At 66.3% G+C, this 15,194-nt stretch carries 10 protein-coding genes; 3 read left to right on the plus strand and 7 right to left on the minus strand.

Annotation, left to right across the window (positions count from 1 at the left end):
• Positions 1-87: 87 nt before the first annotated feature.
• The 6 genes from Y887_RS00485 to Y887_RS21635 all read right to left on the minus strand — a co-directional run bounded on the left by Y887_RS00485 (position 88) and on the right by Y887_RS21635 (position 10,185).
• Complete coding sequence (locus Y887_RS00485; RefSeq protein ID WP_181113206.1) at positions 88-2,712, minus strand: glycoside hydrolase family 3 protein; 2,625 nt, start codon at positions 2,710-2,712, stop codon at positions 88-90.
• 71 nt (positions 2,713-2,783) lie between these two features.
• Positions 2,784-4,451 (minus strand): glycoside hydrolase family 43 protein, encoded by a 1,668-nt coding sequence (locus Y887_RS00490; RefSeq protein ID WP_146093428.1) that lies wholly within the window; start codon positions 4,449-4,451, stop codon positions 2,784-2,786.
• 32 nt (positions 4,452-4,483) lie between these two features.
• Positions 4,484-5,743 carry a D-mannonate dehydratase ManD gene (gene manD, locus Y887_RS00495; protein WP_046962492.1) on the minus strand — a complete coding sequence of 420 codons (1,260 nt, stop codon included), beginning with the start codon at positions 5,741-5,743 and terminating at the stop codon, positions 4,484-4,486.
• Between the two features lie 11 nt (positions 5,744-5,754).
• Positions 5,755-7,704 (minus strand): sialate O-acetylesterase, encoded by a 1,950-nt coding sequence (locus tag Y887_RS00500; RefSeq protein WP_425445631.1) that lies wholly within the window; start codon positions 7,702-7,704, stop codon positions 5,755-5,757.
• An 11-nt stretch (positions 7,705-7,715) separates the two neighbouring features.
• Entirely contained in the window at positions 7,716-9,917 is a 2,202-nt protein-coding gene (locus tag Y887_RS00505) for an alpha-glucuronidase family glycosyl hydrolase (RefSeq protein ID WP_425445630.1), read from the minus strand.
• Between the two features lie 79 nt (positions 9,918-9,996).
• Positions 9,997-10,185, minus strand: coding sequence for a hypothetical protein (locus Y887_RS21635; RefSeq protein ID WP_502362097.1), 189 nt, complete (start codon positions 10,183-10,185; stop codon positions 9,997-9,999).
• Between Y887_RS21635 and Y887_RS00510 the strand changes: the two genes are divergently transcribed.
• On the plus strand, positions 10,163-11,146 hold the full coding sequence (locus tag Y887_RS00510) for a LacI family DNA-binding transcriptional regulator (protein WP_502362096.1): 984 nt from the start codon (positions 10,163-10,165) through the stop codon (positions 11,144-11,146). The genes Y887_RS21635 and Y887_RS00510 overlap by 23 nt on opposite strands.
• A gap of 219 nt (positions 11,147-11,365) precedes the next feature.
• Here the strand turns inward: Y887_RS00510 and xylA are convergent, their stop codons facing one another.
• Entirely contained in the window at positions 11,366-12,703 is a 1,338-nt protein-coding gene (gene xylA, locus Y887_RS00515; RefSeq protein ID WP_046962488.1) for a xylose isomerase, read from the minus strand.
• A 599-nt stretch (positions 12,704-13,302) separates the two neighbouring features.
• On the opposite strand from xylA, the gene ttcA reads away from it, so the two are divergent.
• Positions 13,303-14,217: a tRNA 2-thiocytidine(32) synthetase TtcA gene (gene ttcA / locus Y887_RS00520; RefSeq protein WP_046962489.1), complete on the plus strand. Its 915-nt coding sequence runs from the start codon at positions 13,303-13,305 to the stop codon at positions 14,215-14,217.
• Between the two features lie 60 nt (positions 14,218-14,277).
• Positions 14,278-15,183 carry a recombination-associated protein RdgC gene (locus Y887_RS00525; RefSeq protein WP_046962490.1) on the plus strand — a complete coding sequence of 302 codons (906 nt, stop codon included), beginning with the start codon at positions 14,278-14,280 and terminating at the stop codon, positions 15,181-15,183.
• The last annotated feature ends 11 nt before the right edge of the window (positions 15,184-15,194 follow it).

Raw genomic sequence — 15,194 nt, forward strand, 5'->3', positions numbered from 1 at the left:
GCTCCAAGGCACGCGCGCCAGTGGCGCGCAAGCGGTGCCTCTTCGCCCCGGCGGGAGAGGGGCTTTGTTGCATGGTTTGGGAGGTGATTACTTATCGGTGACGGTGAAGCGTTGTTTGCTGCGGATGTCTGCGCTGGAAGCGCCGATCTGTACTTCGTAGTCGCCTGGATCCACTGCGTACGCCTTGCGCCGCTCGTCGTAGATGCGCAGGGCGTCTTGCGCCTTGAGGGTGAAGCGCAGCTGCCGTTGTTCGCCGGGTTGCAGGGTAATGCGCTGGAAGCCGCGCAGTTCCTTGCCGGCGCGTTCGCGTTGCGGCTTGAGCGGATGCAGATACAGCTGCACCACTTCATCGCCCGCGCGTTGGCCGGTGTTCTTCAGCGTGACCGTTGCCGTCAGCGTGCCATCGGCGGCCACGGTGCTGCGGTCCAGTTGCAGATCGGAATAGGCGAACTGCGTGTACGACAGGCCGTGGCCGAACGGGTACAGCGGCTTGCCGGCGAAGTAACGATAGGTGCGCCCGCGCATGGCGTAATCGTCGAAGGCCGGCAGGCGCTCGTCTTCCTTGTAGAACGTGACCGGCAGCCGGCCGCCAGGATTGGCCTGCCCGAACAACGCATCGCCCACCGCGCTGCCGCCGCGCTGGCCGGGATACCAGGCCAGCAGAATGGCGGGAACGTGCTGCTGCGCCCAATCGATGGCCAGCGCCGAGCCGGTGGTCAGTACCATCACCACCGGCGTGCCGGTGGCCTGCACTGCCTGCAACAACTCGCGCTGCGGTTTGGGCAGGCGCGTGTCGGTGCGGTCGCCACCGGCAAAGCCGGGGTAGTTGACGTCCATTTCCTCGCCTTCGACATCGCCGGTGAGGCCGCCGACGAAGACCACCACCTCCGCGTTGCGCGCGGCGTCCACCGCTTCCTGCAGCGGTGGCTTGGCGCCGGGCATGCGCCAGGCCAGGCGCACACCGGCATCGCGGGTGGCTTCGTAATACTCCACGCGCAGGTCGTAGGCCTTGCCGGCGTCCAGGCGCACGTTGGCGTTGCCGCCGCGCATGCGCGGTGCGTCGCTCCACTGGTCGATCAGCAGCTTGTCGTCCAGAAACAGCCGCACGCCGTCATCGGCGGCGATCTGCAGTTCGTAATCGCCGGTGACCGGCGGCAACAACTGGCCGTGCCAACGCACGCTGAAATCGTCCTTGTCCAAGGCCTGCCCGGGTTGCAGTTCGCCGCGGCCCAATGCATCGTCGGTCGGCGCATTGCGGTCCCAGCGAAACGCGATACGCGGGTCGATGCGGGTCAGCACCGGCTGCCCGGCCAGGCTGCGTCCCTTGAAGTAGTCGCCGGTCAATCCGTTCTGCGTTGCACCGGCGGCCGGGCGCAGGTAGCGCGTGTCGATCGGTGCGGCGGCGTTGGGGTCTTCGCGCCCTTCCACCAGATCGCTGCCGCGTGCATACACGACCTGCGCCTGCGGCGCCGCATCGCGGATACCCTGCAGGATGGTGACTGGCGCGGCGGGCGTGCCGTAGTAATTGCCCAGCAGCGACATCGGGTCGTCGGCAGTGGGGCCGATCACGGCGATGCGCTTGAGCGTGGATTTGAGCGGCAGCAGGCCATCGTTCTTCAGCAGCACCAGCGACTCGCGTGCGGTGCGGCGGGCCAGCGCATCGTGCTGCGGCGATTGATTGCTTGAAGCGGGAATCTGCGCCCACGGCACCTTGGCCGGCGGGTCGAACATCCCCAGGCGCATGCGCGTGGTCATCAGGCGCTTGAGCGCGGTATCGATGGTGGCCTCGTCGATCAATCCGGCGCGCACCGCCTTGGGCAGGGCCGCATAGGTGTCCCCGCAATCCAGGTCGGTGCCGTGCCTGACGCCGAGCGCGGCGGCGGCTTCGGGCGTGGGCACGATCTTGTGGTTCTGCCAGATATCGCGGATCGCCGCGCAATCGCTGACGATGTAGCCATCGAAGCCCCAGTCGTGGCGCAGGATGCCTTCCAGCCGTGTGCTGGCCGATGCGGACTCGCCGTTGACGCGGTTGTAGGCGCCCATCACTGCGGCCACATGGCCTTCCTGCACCAAGGCCTGGAAGGCCGGCAGGTAGGTTTCATACAGATCGCGTTCGCTGGGGTGCACGTCGAAGTGGTGGCGGTCGGCTTCCGGGCCGCTGTGCACCGCGTAATGCTTGGCAGTGGCATCGAGTTTGCGATACGGGCCTTGTTGCGCCTGCAGGCCCTGCACGAAGGTCACGCCCATGCGCGCGGTGAGAAACGGATCTTCGCCGTAGGTTTCCTGGCCGCGGCCCCAACGCGGGTCGCGGAAGATGTTGATGTTGGGCGACCAGAAGGTGAGCCCCTGATAGCGCTTGTGCTCGCCGCGCGCCAGAAAGGCGTGGTGCTTGGCACGCGCTTCGTCGCCGATGGCGGTGGCGACCTCGGCCATCAGCGGGGTGTCGAAGGTCGCTGCCAGCCCGATCGCCTGCGGAAACACCGTGGCGCCACCGGCGCGTGCCACGCCGTGCAGCGCTTCGTTCCACCAATCGTATTCGGGCACCCGCAGGCGCGGAATGGCCGGGGCAGCGTTCTGCATCTGCGCGGCCTTTTCGTCCAATGTCATGCGCGACACCAGGTCGGCGGCGCGCGTTTCGAACGGCTGTTGGGTGTCCAGATACAGGGGCGGCGGCGGTGCAACCGCCTGTGTGTTGCCGGCGGCCAGGGCGATGGCCAGCAGCAGGCCGGCAAACAGGATGCGGCGCGGGCCGGGGGCGAAACGGGCAGGGTGCGAAAGCATGGTCAGTCCTCCTTGGTGCGGTCCGGTTGCAACCGGGCGAAGGGCCCGATCATGCTGCCGACGAAGCCGCCGGCCTGTGCGGTGCTGAGCATGCCGGCGTCGTCGTCGCGGCGTAGCGATTGCCAGCCGGTACCGGTCGCGTCGTAGTCGAAGCTGTAGGCGCCACCATCGCCGCTGATCTGCAAGCGCAGCTGCGTGGTGGTGGACGGGATGCGGGCGTGCGCCAGCGTGGTGGTGGTGGCGCCATCGCGCTTGTCGATAAACACTTCCAGTGCGGCGCCGTCGCGTCGCACGCCCAGCGCATACCACGCGTTGGCGTTCTGGAACGCGGCCAGCCCGGCCTGCACGCCGGCCTGGGTGGGCACCGCCAGCGCGGTGCTGGCGTAAAAGCGCGTGTGTTGCTGGCGACGCGCAAGAAACGCAGGCGTGCCGCTACCTTCCAGCCCCTGCGTCGTCGCATGCAGGGTCAACCAGCCGGCACGTGCCTGCGCGTCGGCCACCGCGCGTTTGGGCACGCGCAGGGTGAGCCATTCGCGTTGCAAGGTCGCGCCAGTGAAATCGTCGTGCCAGCGGAAGTTGCCTGATAGCGGCGCCTGATCGACAGGCGTCCTTGTCCCGGCAGGTGCGTTGACGATGTACGGAATCGGTTTGCCCGCGGGCAGGATCGATGGCCAGCCATCGCGCCACTGCACCGGCAACAGGAAGGTTTCGCGTCCGGTGTTGTAGCGATCGCCGGAATACGGCCTGCTGGCCAGAAACACCGCCCACCAGTGTCCGTTCGCTGCTTCGACAAGATCTGCGTGGCCGGCGTTGCTGACCGGATGCGCGCGCTCGGCCGGCAGATCGCGCTGGGTGAGGATCGGATTGTGCGGTGAGGCGACATACGGGCCCCACAGGTTGCGGCTGCGCAACACCACCTGCGAATGTTGCGGCCCGGTGCCGCCTTCGGCGCACGACAGGTAATACCAACCGTCGCGTTGATACAGGTGCGGGCCCTCGATCCAGATCGGTTTGCTGGCCAGGTCCACGCCGCCATTGAGCAGTACCTTGCGCGGGCCGATGGGCTGATTGGTGGCGATGTCCAGGCGCTGCATCCAGATCGCGCGGTGTCCTTCGTACAACGGCGTGCCTTCCGGTGGGCCGTTGTTGAGCAGATACGCGCTGCCATCGGTATCGAAGAACAACGACGGGTCGATGCCATCGATGCCGGGCAACCACGTCAGCGCCGACCACGGGCCGGACGCGCGCTCGGCGCTGGCGATGAAATTGCCACCGCTGTCCACCGACGTGCCGACCACGTAGAAGCGCCCGTCGTGATGCCGAATGCTGGCGGCGAACATGCCGCGCGACACGCCCAGGCCGTCGTAGTTCAGCTGCTCGCGCCGCTCGACCACGTTGCCGACCTGTGTCCAGTGCACCAGGTCGGTACTTTCCAGCACCGGGATTGCCGGGAAATACGCGAACGTGGAATTGACCAGGTAATAGCGCTCGCCGACGCGGGTGATGCTGGGGTCCGGATAAAAGCCGGCCAGGATCGGGTTGCGGTATTGACCAGCCGCCAGTGGCGTGGCGAACACCGCATCGTCGCCGCGATAGTCGAACCAATCGAAGGTGACATCGGCCCGGGCGCTGCGCTGCGCTTGCGCCATGGTGGGCACAAGCGCAGCCATCAGTGCTCCCAGCGCGGCCGGCAACAGCCGCATCACCAGTCCCACATCGCGCCGTCTTCCAGGCGTGCAATGGGCAGCTGCTTGGGCACATAGGGATACTTGGCGGCAAGCGCCTCGTCGATGTCCACGCCATGCCCGGGCGTTTCGCCGCAATGCAGGCGCCCGTCGCGGAAGACGTAGTCGTGCGGGAACACCGCATTGGCCTCGTCGGAATGGAACATGTATTCCTGGATGCCGAAGTTGGGCACCCAGGTATCGAAGTGCAATGCCGCGCCCATGCACACCGGCGACAGATCGGTGGCGCCGTGGAAGCCGGTGCGCACCTGATGCAGCGCGGCGAAATCGGCCAGCCGGCGCACATGGGTGATGCCGCCGGCGTGGACAATCGTGGTGCGGATGTAGTCGATCAGTTGCTGCTCGATCAGGTGCTTGCAGTCCCAGATCGAATTGAACACCTCGCCTACCGCCAGTGGCGTCACCGTGTGCTGGCGAATGATCTCGAAGGCGCGCTGGTTCTCCGCGGGCGTGGCGTCTTCCAGCCAGAACAGCCGGTAGGGCTCCAGATCGCGGCCCAGGCGCGCGGCCTCGATCGGCGTGAGCCGGTGATGCGCATCGTGCAGCAGTTCGATCTCATCGCCGTGGTCGTTGCGCAGTTGCTCGAACAGTTTCGGCACCACCCCCAGATAGCGCGGCGTGGACCACACGGTTTCGGTGGGGAGTTCGCTCTCGGCCGGCTCGTAGGGCTTGCCGCCGCTGGAAATGCCATAGGTCTTCTTGATGCCGGGCACGCCGCATTGCGCGCGGATGGCGATGAAGCCCATCTCGCGGAAGCGGCCCACTTCCTCGCTGGTTTCGGCGATATCGCGGCCGTTGGCGTGTCCGTACACCAGCGCACCTTCGCGCGAGCGCCCACCCAGCAGCTGATACAAGGGCAGGCCGGCCATCTTGCCCAGGATGTCCCACAGCGCCACGTCCACGGCGGCAATCGCGCTCATCGTCACCGGGCCACGGCGCCAATATGCACCGCGATAGAAAAACTGCCAGATGTCTTCGATGCGCCCGGCATCGCGGCCGATCAGGTTCGGCGCCAGGTGTTCCTGCAGATACGCCGCCACCGCCAGTTCGCGGCCGTTGAGCGTGGCATCGCCCAGCCCGGTGATGCCCGAGCGGGTGCGGATCTTCAGCGTGACGAAGTTGCGGCCCGGGCAGGTGACGATGACGCGCGCCTCGACGATCTCGCGATCGCGGGCCGAGCCTTGCAGCGGAGCAGGGGAGTCGGGGGTCTGTGACATCGTGGTCTCGCTCATGGGGAAGAGGCGGCAGTGATGGGGAGTTCGAACGGGCCGGCTGGCAGGCCGCTGCGGTCGTATAGCGTGCACACGGGGCTGTCGGCCCAGCAGTAGCGCACGCGGGTGGCGGCGATGCCCGAAGGCAGGCGCAGGCTGACATCGCGGCCCTGCAGCATGGCGTTGGTGTAGCGGCAACTGTCGGCTGCCGCAGCGCAGACTTCGAAGCCGATCGGTGCGTCGTTGCCATAGCTCAGCAATGCCGCATCCACGTCGTCGAAAGCGATGCGGATGGCATCGCCATCGCGACGCACGCTGCGCGGCACCGGGCCGGAGGGTGCAACCGCCTCGCCATACACCACACGCCGCGCGGCGCGTGCCAGGCGTCGCCCAAGTTCCTGCTTGTTGGCCGGATGGATGTCGTAGCGGTCGCCGATGTCGATGGCCACCGCCAGGCCGGCATGCGTATCGTCGGCAACGAAGCGGCGCTGCGCCTCGCGTAGCTGCGCCCACCCGCTTTCCACCGGTTGCGTGGGTGGGACGCCGTAATTGGCCAGCTGCACCACCAGCAGCGGGAGCTGCGCACCGAAGCGTGCACGCCAGTCGCGCTGCCACGCCTGCAGCAGCGCCGGGTAATGCAGCGCATCGCCTGCATTGGATTCGCCCTGGTACCACAGCACGCCCCGCAGCCCGAGCTGGCCGAGCGGGGCGATCATGCCGTTGTACAAGGTGGTCAGCCCGGCCGCCGACGACCATGGCGCGCGCGGCGGTGTGCCCAGGCGCGGGGAGACGATCTGGTACTGCCAGGGCGCATCCAGCGGCACGCGGCTGCCATCGGCGAACTGCAGCGCACGCGACGACGCATCGCCCAGCAATCCACCACGGCGATAGGTATTGAGCACGTTGAGCACGATGCTGTTGCGCCCGGCATGCAGGTGGCCGCGCGGCAGCGTGTAGCGGCGCGGCTGATCGGCGCCATAACTGCTGCCCACGCCGCGTCCGTTGACCCAGGTCTGGTCCAGTTCGTCCACCGGCCCCAGCAACAGGCTGGCCTGCTGCGCGGCTTGCGCGGCGGTCAGCTCCACGCTGGTGCGATACCAGACCATGCCATTGAAGCCGACCAGCTGCGGCACGCCCCAGTCGTCCCATGCGCCCAATGCCGCCGGTGCGGTTTGCCAGGCGCCGGGCGCATCCGCCTGCCAGGGCTCGCCTTCGCCGTGTGCATGCCACCAAGCCTCCCATAGCGCGCCCCAGCGTGGCGCAGCATCGGTCGGGCTGGTGGCATAACGCGCCAGCACGTCCAGCGCCGGACCATCGTCGCCTGCCGCACGCAATGCCTTGTCGCCGATCCAGGCCTGCAGCTGCGAGCCGCCCCACGAGGCATTGATCAGGCCCATCGGAACATCGACGGTCTTCTGCAATTCGCGTGCGAAGTAGTAACACGCCGCAGAAAACTCCTTCACTGTCTCCGGGCTGGTGAGCTGCCACGCCGCCTGGCCACCGAAGCGTGTCTGCGGCGTGGGGCTGGATTGCGCCGGCACCTTGAACATGCGGATGGTGGGGTGATCGGCATCGGCAATTTCGCTGCGTGCATCCAGCGTGCGATGCACCTGCAATTCCATGTTCGACTGGCCCGAACACAGCCACACATCGCCGATCAATACATCGCTCACCTGCTGCGTGGTGCCATCGGGCGTGCTGGCCTGCAAGCGGTACGGGCCGCCGGCCGCGTGTGCGGGCAGGCGTGCCTGCCAATGCCCGTCACGGCCGGCGCGTGCCTGCACCTGCTGCGTGTGGAGCTGCACGGTGACGCGCGTGCCCGGTGCCGCATCGCCCCAGACCCTGATCGGCGCATCGCGCTGCAGCACCACATGGTCCTGGAAAAGCGCATGCAGCAATGGCGCATCGGCGGCCTGCACAGCGCCGGACACCATCGCTACAGACAGCAGCACCGCCAGGGTCGTCATCACGCGTGCGCTCATTTCGGATTTCCTGGTGCGTAGGGAAACGTCAAGGCCTGGTAGTACGCCAGCGGATGCGCAGGCGGTACCACGCCGGCCGGCAGGTCGCGCCCGGACACGCTCTGAAAATAGGCGATGCTGGCATCGCGCCACCACTGCGCCTCATCCTGCTGGATGGCCAAGAAATCGCTTACCTGCCGGTAGCGTTGTGCATCGATCCTGGTTGCCAGGCCCTGCCAGGTCGCGCGCATCGCACGCACCTCGTCCACACCATGGTCGTAGTGCCAGACCAGCTCTTCCCAGAGTGGCCGTCCGGAGGCCATGCGCCGGTCCCACGGCACATGGTGAAACCACAGCAGATACTGCTCGGGCACGCGCTGCGCATCGCCGAATACGCGCGCCACCGGCGCTGCGTATTGCGCCACCGCATTGCTGCCGCTGGCGCTGCGATCGAAGCCAATGCCATTGCGATCGGCACGGTGGTAGTACACCGGGTCCCAGTCCGGCCGTTCGCTGCCGGCATCCCACGGCGCCGGCCCGTAGTGATGGCCGCGCCCCATCAGGTGATGCAGCCCGAGCGGAGTCATGTAATCCACCACTGCCTCGCGCGAGCGCAGCATCATGCCGACCACCGGGGTGACCACGGTGGCGTCGTTGGACAGGGTCATGCGCACCCAATCCTGTGCGATCGCCTCTGGCGACAGCGCCGGATTCCAGGCCAGCCGCCCGTAGACGTACCAGTTGGCCTGATCGAAGATCGAGCCGCTCCAGTTGCGATCGGCACCGATATTGGCCACTCCGGCAATGCCGGTGAGCCGCGGACGCTTGCCGGAGTTGAACAGCGTGCCGTCCACTGTCTTTGCCACGCTTGAGCCCTTGCCGCGCACATAGGTATCGGCCTGCAGGGTTTCGGCAAACAGCGTGCCCAGGTATGCCAGATGGGTGGAAAAGCCCAGGTATTCCTTGGTGATCTGAAACTCCGGCATCAGCGGTGTCTTGCGCATCGCGCCGAACAGGGGATGAAACGGCTCGCGCGGCTGGAAGTCGATCGCACCATTCTTGACCTGCACGATCACGTTGTCGCGAAATGCGCCATCGAGCGGAACGAACTCGCTGTACGCCTGTTTGGCGCGGTCGTCCGGCTGCTCATGCGAATACACGAAGGCACGCCACATCACCACACCTCCATGCGGGGCCAGCGCGTCGGCCAGCAGGTTTGCGCCATCGGCATGGGAGCGCCCGTAATCCTGCGGGCCGGGCTGGCCTTCGGAGTTGGCCTTGACCAGGAACCCGCCAAAATCCGGGATACGTGCGTAGATGTCGTCGGCCTTGGCACGCCACCAGTGTTGTACCTGTGGGTCCAGCGGGTCGGCGGTGCGCAGGCCGCCAATCTCGATCGGTGCACTGAAGCGTGCACTGAGAAACACGCGGATGCCGTACGGGCGAAACACCTTGGCCAGCGCCGCGGCCTTGTCCAGATACTCCGGCGTCAGACTCCAGGCCTTGGCGTTGACGTTGTTGAGCACGGTTCCGTTGATGCCCAGCGAGGCGTTGGCGCGTGCATAGTCGGTGTAGCGCGGGTCCAGATAGCCGGGTAGCGTCTGCCAGTTCCATAACGATGCACCGGCATAGCCGCGCTCCACCACGCCATCCAGGTTGTCCCAATGGTTGAGCATGCGTAGCTGCAATCGCGGCGATTCGCGCACGTTCAGCGCGATCATGGGCTGGCCGGTCTGCAGCAAGCGCAGGAAATGAAATGTGCCGTACAACGCACCGACATCGCTGCCGCCCACGATGGCCGTGGCGCGATGCCCATCCACGTGCAGCGTCTGGATCAGATACCCCTCACGGCCAAGATCGCCGGTGTTGAGCTGCAATGCGGCAATCTGCGGCGCATTGGCGGCGCCCAGCACGATCGCGCCATCGGCGGTCACCGTGGCAGCACTCTGCAGTGCATGACCGAGCAGGCCCTGCACCCCGCGCGTCAGCTCATCGCGTGCCGCATGCAGGGTGGACGAGTCGCCGGCAATCACCAAGGTCCGCGCGCTTGTCTGCAGTTGCGCGGCGTCGGCCACCGTGTGGTAGCGCAACCATAGCTCGTAACCATCTTCTGCCCGTGCCGGTGCGACCGGCAGCAGCACGCCACCCAGCAGCACCAGCCACATCAGTGCCAACGCACGCACGCTTGTGCGATTGCGTCCCATTGGCCATGCGCTCATGCCGTACGCTCCGCTGCGGCAATGGCGTCTGTGCGCATCTCCCCGCTCTGTCTGCTTCCCGGTACCATGGCTTGCATCCTCATGCCCGCACCTGCTGCAGGTTTACCGGCAGCAGCACGCGCGCTTCCGCCAACTTTCGCTCGTATTTGAAGAGGCCATGCTTGGAGAAGGTCAGGAAATCGGTCCGCCGCACCAGCCGCGCGACCACCATCGACGAGGTGGCGGCGCTGGCCAAGGTGTCGCCGATGACGGTTTCGCGTGTGGTCAACAACAACGGCAGCGTGCGCGACGCCACCCGCGAGCGCGTGATGCGCGCAGTCGACAAACTCGGTTACACGCCTAATCTGGCCGCAAGCGCCCTGGCCGCTGCGCAGAGCACGCGCATTGCGCTGATCTACAGCGACCCCAGCGGCGCATATCTGCGCGAATTGTTGCTGGGCGTGCTGCGGGTTGCCTCGCGCACGTCGATCCAGTTGGTGATCGATTGCTGGGACGACCTCGATGCCGATGCCGAACGCCGTGCCGCGCGCAAGCTCGCCAAGGGTGTGGCCGGGGTGATCCTGCCGCCGCCGTTGTGCGAATCCCGTGCTGCGGTGCTGGAACTCGTGCGTGCCAAGGTGCCGGTGGTGGCGATCGCCTCCAACCATTTCAGTCCCGACGTGGCCTGCGTGCGCATCGACGAATTCGCTGCGGCCAAGGAAATCACCGAGCACCTGATCGCGCAGGGACATACCCGTATCGGCTACATCGCCGGGCACCCGAATCTGTCGGCCAGCACGCGGCGTTTCGAAGGATTCCAGGCTGCGCTTGCACAAGCCGGGCTGCGCCTGGACAGGCATCTGGTACAACCGGGCGACTACACCTACCGCTCGGGTCTGCTTGCAGCCGAAAAACTGCTTGCACGCAAGCGTCGCCCCAGCGCGATCTTCGCCAGCAACGACGACATGGCCGCGGCGGCCATTTCGGTGGCGCACCGGCGTGGGCTGGATGTGCCACGCGATCTGTCGGTCGTGGGTTTCGACGACACTTCGGCAGCCACTGCCGTCTGGCCCGAACTCACCACCGTGCAGCAGCCCATCGCCGCCATGGCCGATGCCGCGCTGGACATCTTGTTGAAGACGATTCGCGCCAAGGAACGCACGTCGAAGATGGTCGATCATGTGGTCGCGCACCTGCTGGTCAAGCGGGATTCGGTGGCCGCACCGATCGCAATCGGTCCGGCCGAATAAGAGCGGCTGGCGCACCAGGATGTCGCTGTGGGGTGGGCGCCAGCTGCGTGTTCCTGTCGCACGCATGCCGTGCGGTGGTCGGCGCAGCGATCCCCTGATCGCAGCGCCAGGTTGTCAGCCCGTTCGAGCACCTCACGCGGTCGCGTGCAGCGCGCCGTGGCACTGCACGCGGCTGTCATCGCACGCGCGGCGTCACACGCCGTGCGTGCGATGGACACATCAACGCGTCAGATACTGGTTGATCAGGTTCTCATACGCTTCCTGGCGCCCGCTGACCTGCTTGGGCGCATGGCCGGCCGCGTAGCTGGCCAGGTCCGCCAGCGTGCTCTTGCCGGACGCAAACGCCGCACCGGCGCCGCTGTCGAAGCTGGCGTAGCGCTCGGCGCGCCAGCTTTCCAGCGGCGAGGAGGTCAGCAGTGCGTTGGCCACTTCCAGCCCGCGTGCGAACGCGTCCATGCCGCCGATATGGGCCAGGAACAGATCCTGCGGGTCGGACGACTCGCGCCGCACCTTGGCATCGAAGTTCAAGCCGCCCGGTGCCAGCCCGCCCTGCCGCAGCACCACCAGCATCGCGCCGACGGTGTCGTACAGGTCGGTCGGGAACTGGTCGGTATCCCAGCCGTTCTGCGGATTGCCGCGGTTGGCATCGATGCTGCCCAGCAGGCCGGCGTCGGAGGCCACCTGCAGGTCGTGCTCGAAGCTATGGCCCGAGAGGGTGGCGTGGTTGGCTTCGATGTTGAGCTTGAAGTCCTGGTCCAGGCCGTGCTGACGCAGGAAGCCGATCACCGTGGCGCTGTCGAAGTCGTACTGGTGCTTCATCGGCTCCATTGGCTTGGGCTCGATCAGGAAATTGCCGGTGAAGCCGATCGCACGGCCGTAGTCGCGCGCCAGGGTCAAGAAGCGCGCCATGTTGTCCTGCTCGCGCTTCATCTGCGTGTTGTGCAGGCAGGCATAGCCTTCGCGGCCGCCCCAGAACACGTAGTTTTCGCCGCCCAACTCGACGGTGGCATCGATGGCGGCCTTGACCTGCACGGCCGCACGCGCCACCACGTTGAAGTCCGGGTTGGTCGACGCACCATTCATGTAACGCGGGTGCGAGAACAGGTTGGCGGTGCCCCACAACAGCTTGATGCCGGTGTCGGCCTGGCGCTGCTTGGCGATGCCGACCATGTGCTTGAGGTTGTTCTCGTACTCGCCGATGTCGTCGGCATCCGGTGCCAGGTCCACATCGTGGAAGCAGTAATACGGCACGCCAAGCTTGGTGAAGAACTCGAACGCGGCATCGGCCTTGGCTTCGGCGCGACCCAGTGCGGTGTTGCCCGCATCCCACGGATACGCACGCGTGCCCGGGCCGAACGGATCGGCGCCGTTGCCGCAGAAGCTGTGCCAGTAGGCCACGGCAAAACGCAGATGCTCGGCCATGGTCTTGTCGCCGATGGTCTTGTTGGCGTCGTAGACCTTGAACGCGAGCGGGTTATCGGAGTCGCGGCCTTCGAAGCCGATCTTGCCGATGCCGGGGAAATATTCCTTCGCGCCGATGAAAACGGTGTTGCTCATGGGGGTGGACTCCTGCAGAAAGGGGATGTCACGGGGGAGAGGGATGCATCGACACACTGCGGCGCTGGCACGCGCAACGATCGATGGCGCCGCGTCGCTGCAGCGCATCTGTGCATGCGTGTACTGCTACGCAATGCGCAGAATGTTAGCGCTACCAAAAATCCGACTGAAAAAAGCCGCGCCATACAGCGAAGCCGAAGGTGTCATGCCGATCCCAGCTGAAACGGTCCTGCGGACTTTACCCAGCCCGCCGCCGAAAGGCTTGCTGCGCTGCGAGATGCGAGCTGTTGCGTAGCGGCGGGGTGTGGTGATGGCTGGCGGTTGGTGGGTTGGGGCGTACGGCCCTCACCCGCCCTTCGGGCACCCTCTCCCGCATGCGGGAGAGGGGAGCATCGAGAGAAGGGGCCATCAAGAGAGGGAGTCGCCAGGAGAGGAAACTGCCGGGAAAGGGTTGGGGGAAGGCACTCCCCGTAGACGTAGGCTTGCTTCCTTCCCCCGTTCACGGGGGAAGGTGCCCGAAGGGCGGATGGGGGCAGCCACCTCTGGCCTCACGACCCAATCCCAATCCCAATCCCCCCGGCCGCTACAATGGGCGGCTTATGACTGCTGTCCTGCCGCTGCCGCAACCCCTGGCCGACCCTGCGCCGCGCGACCCGCGCCAGCGGTTGCAGCGTGAGCAACTGCGCCTGGGCAAGCGGTTGCAACGCCAGGTGGGCCAGGCCATTGCCGATTTCGGCATGATTGCCCCAGGCGACAAGATCATGGTGTGCCTGTCCGGCGGCAAGGACAGCTACACCTTGCTGGACATGCTGCTGCACCTGCAGCGCAAGGCGCCGGTGCCGTTCACATTGGTGGCGGTGAACCTGGACCAGAAGCAGCCGGACTTCCCGGCCCACGTGCTGCCGGCCTACCTGCGCGAACTGGGCGTGCCGTTCGACATCGTCGAGCAGGACACCTATTCGGTGGTCAGCCGGGTGATCCCGGCCGGCAAGACCCTATGTTCGTTGTGCTCGCGGCTGCGGCGTGGTGCGCTGTATGCCTATGCGCAAGCGCATGGGGTCACCAAGATCGCGCTCGGCCATCACCGCGACGATATCGTCGCCACCTTCTTCATGAACCTGTTTCACCACGCGCGCCTGGCCGCGATGGCGCCCAAGCTGCGCAGCGACGACGGTGCGCATGTGGTGATCCGCCCGCTGGCCTACGTGCGCGAGGCCGACATCGCCGATTACGCGCAGGCGCGGCAATTTCCGATCATCCCGTGCAACCTGTGCGGCAGCCAGGAAAACCTGCAGCGCCAGCAGGTCGGCCGCATGTTGCAGCAGTGGGACCACGAGCAGCCCGGCCGGGTCGAGCAGATTGCGCGCGCGCTCGGCGACGTACGCCCCGAGCAGCTGGCCGACCGCACGCTGTTCGATTTCATGCGCCTGGGCCTCGCGCCGGACGCAGCCACGGTCGCGCATGCGTCCACCGCCTGGGTCGCCGCCGGCGACACCACACACGATAGCGACTGACGCGCCCGCCCGGTCGCCATCGGTCTTCCACCTCCACGTTTCTCTTCTTCGGTCTTACGCATGTTCTTTCGCAATCTCACCCTGTTCCGTTTTCCCACCACGCTGGATTTTTCCGAGATCGAGACATTGCTGCCGCAGGTGCAGCTCAAGCCGGTCGGCCCGCTGGAAATGAGTTCGCGCGGCTTCATTTCGCCATTCGGCCGCGACGAGCAGGAAGTGCTCTCGCACCGTCTGGAAGACTTCCTGTGGCTCACCGTCGGTGGCGAGGACAAGATCCTGCCCGGCGCGGTGGTCAACGACCTGCTCGAGCGCAAGGTCGCCGAGATCGAGGAGAAGGAAGGCCGTCGCCCCGGCGGCAAGGCCCGCAAACGCCTCAAGGACGACCTGATCCATGAGCTGCTGCCGCGCGCCTTCGTCAAGAGCTCGCGCACCGATGCCATCCTGGATCTGCAAAACGGCTACATCGCGGTCAACACCTCCAGCCGCAAGAGCGGCGAGAACGTGATGAGCGAGATCCGTGGTGCGCTCGGCAGCTTCCCGGCACTGCCGCTCAATGCCGAGGTCGCACCGCGCGCCATCCTCACCGGCTGGATCGCCGGCGAGCCCCTGCCCGACGGCCTGAGCCTGGGCGAAGAATGCGAGATGAAGGACCCGATCGAAGGCGGCGCGGTGGTCAAGTGCCAGCACCAGGAACTGCGCGGCGACGAGATCGACAAGCACCTGGAAGCCGGCAAGCAGGTCACCAAGCTGGCGCTGGTGCTGGACGACAATCTGTCGTTCGTGCTCGGCGACGATCTGGTGATCCGCAAGCTCAAGTTCCTCGACGGCGCACTGGACCAGCTCGAACACAGCGAAGACGACGGCGCACGCGCCGAACTCGATGCGCGCTTTGCGCTGATGAGCGCCGAAATCCGCCGGCTGTTCCTGCTGCTGGAAACCGCGCTGAAGTTGAGCAAGGCAGAGTAATCCACGCGCCG

The sequence above is a fragment of the Xanthomonas pisi DSM 18956 genome, assembly GCF_001010415.1.
GTDB classification, from domain to species: Bacteria; Pseudomonadota; Gammaproteobacteria; order Xanthomonadales; family Xanthomonadaceae; genus Xanthomonas; species Xanthomonas pisi.

What these genes read in the sequence shown, in the direction of transcription:
- xylA (WP_046962488.1), bottom strand. Translation starts at nt 12,703, where the DNA reads ATGAGCAACACCGTTTTCATCGGCGCGAAGGAATATTTCCCCGGCATC.
- Y887_RS00490 (WP_146093428.1), bottom strand. Translation starts at nt 4,451, where the DNA reads ATGGCTGCGCTTGTGCCCACCATGGCGCAAGCGCAGCGCAGCGCCCGG.
- Y887_RS00500 (WP_425445631.1), bottom strand. Translation starts at nt 7,704, where the DNA reads ATGACGACCCTGGCGGTGCTGCTGTCTGTAGCGATGGTGTCCGGCGCT.
- Y887_RS00525 (WP_046962490.1), top strand. Translation starts at nt 14,278, where the DNA reads ATGTTCTTTCGCAATCTCACCCTGTTCCGTTTTCCCACCACGCTGGAT.
- Y887_RS00510 (WP_502362096.1), top strand. Translation starts at nt 10,163, where the DNA reads ATGACGGTTTCGCGTGTGGTCAACAACAACGGCAGCGTGCGCGACGCC.
- ttcA (WP_046962489.1), top strand. Translation starts at nt 13,303, where the DNA reads ATGACTGCTGTCCTGCCGCTGCCGCAACCCCTGGCCGACCCTGCGCCG.
- manD (WP_046962492.1), bottom strand. Translation starts at nt 5,743, where the DNA reads ATGTCACAGACCCCCGACTCCCCTGCTCCGCTGCAAGGCTCGGCCCGC.
- Y887_RS00505 (WP_425445630.1), bottom strand. Translation starts at nt 9,917, where the DNA reads ATGAGCGCATGGCCAATGGGACGCAATCGCACAAGCGTGCGTGCGTTG.